Origin of the sequence: Lichenibacterium ramalinae (assembly GCF_004137085.1) — a bacterium.
Taxonomy (GTDB): domain Bacteria; phylum Pseudomonadota; class Alphaproteobacteria; order Rhizobiales; family Beijerinckiaceae; genus Lichenihabitans; species Lichenihabitans ramalinae.
The window spans coordinates 1-630 of record NZ_QYBC01000070.1 but is presented as its reverse complement, the minus strand read 5'-3'; the positions used below and the strand labels follow the sequence as shown (position 1 = coordinate 630).

The following is a 630-nucleotide window of genomic DNA, read 5'->3' as shown; positions in this document are numbered from 1 at the left end:
CCCGGCGTCACGCCCGTGGCGGCCTTGAAGGCGCGCGTCAGGTGGCTCTGGCTGCTGAAGCCGCAGGCGAAGGCGATGGTGGCGAGGGGGTCGGGGCCCCGCAGCAGGGATTTGGCCCGGGCGACGCGCCGGTGCGCGACGAAGACCTGGGGCGAGACGCCCTGGCTGGCCCGGAAGGCGCGCTGGAGGTGGAAGGCGCTGAGCCCCGCCACGGCGGCGAGGTCGCCGAGCCGGAGCGGCGCGGCGAGATGGGCCTCGACGTGGTCGGCGAGGCGGCGCGCGAGGTGCGGGGCGAGGCCGCCGGTGATGGCGGGCAGCGGCACGCCGCCCCAGCGCCGCTCGGCCAGCACCAGCGCCAGCGCTTCCGTGACGGCGGCCTCCGCTTCCAGCGGCTCGCCGGCCAGCGTGGCGCGGGCGAGCCGGCGCAGGGCTTCGGCCGGCCGGGGCGCGTCGCCGAACGTGACCTCGGCGACGTCCAGCAGGCGGGAGTCGCGCGCGAAGGTTTCGGCGAAGACGCGGGCGAGCTCCTCGGCGGGGACGTAGAGGTGCACGAAGGCGAAGGGCGACGTGATCTCCCAGTCCGACGATGTGCCGTGCGGCATGAAGCACAGCGCCCCCGGCCAGCCGGCG

General features: G+C 77.1%; 1 protein-coding gene. It reads right to left on the bottom strand.

Annotation, left to right across the window (positions count from 1 at the left end):
- A partial coding sequence (locus D3272_RS27050; protein WP_165361562.1) for a helix-turn-helix transcriptional regulator occupies positions 1-630 on the bottom strand: 630 nt, incomplete at both ends.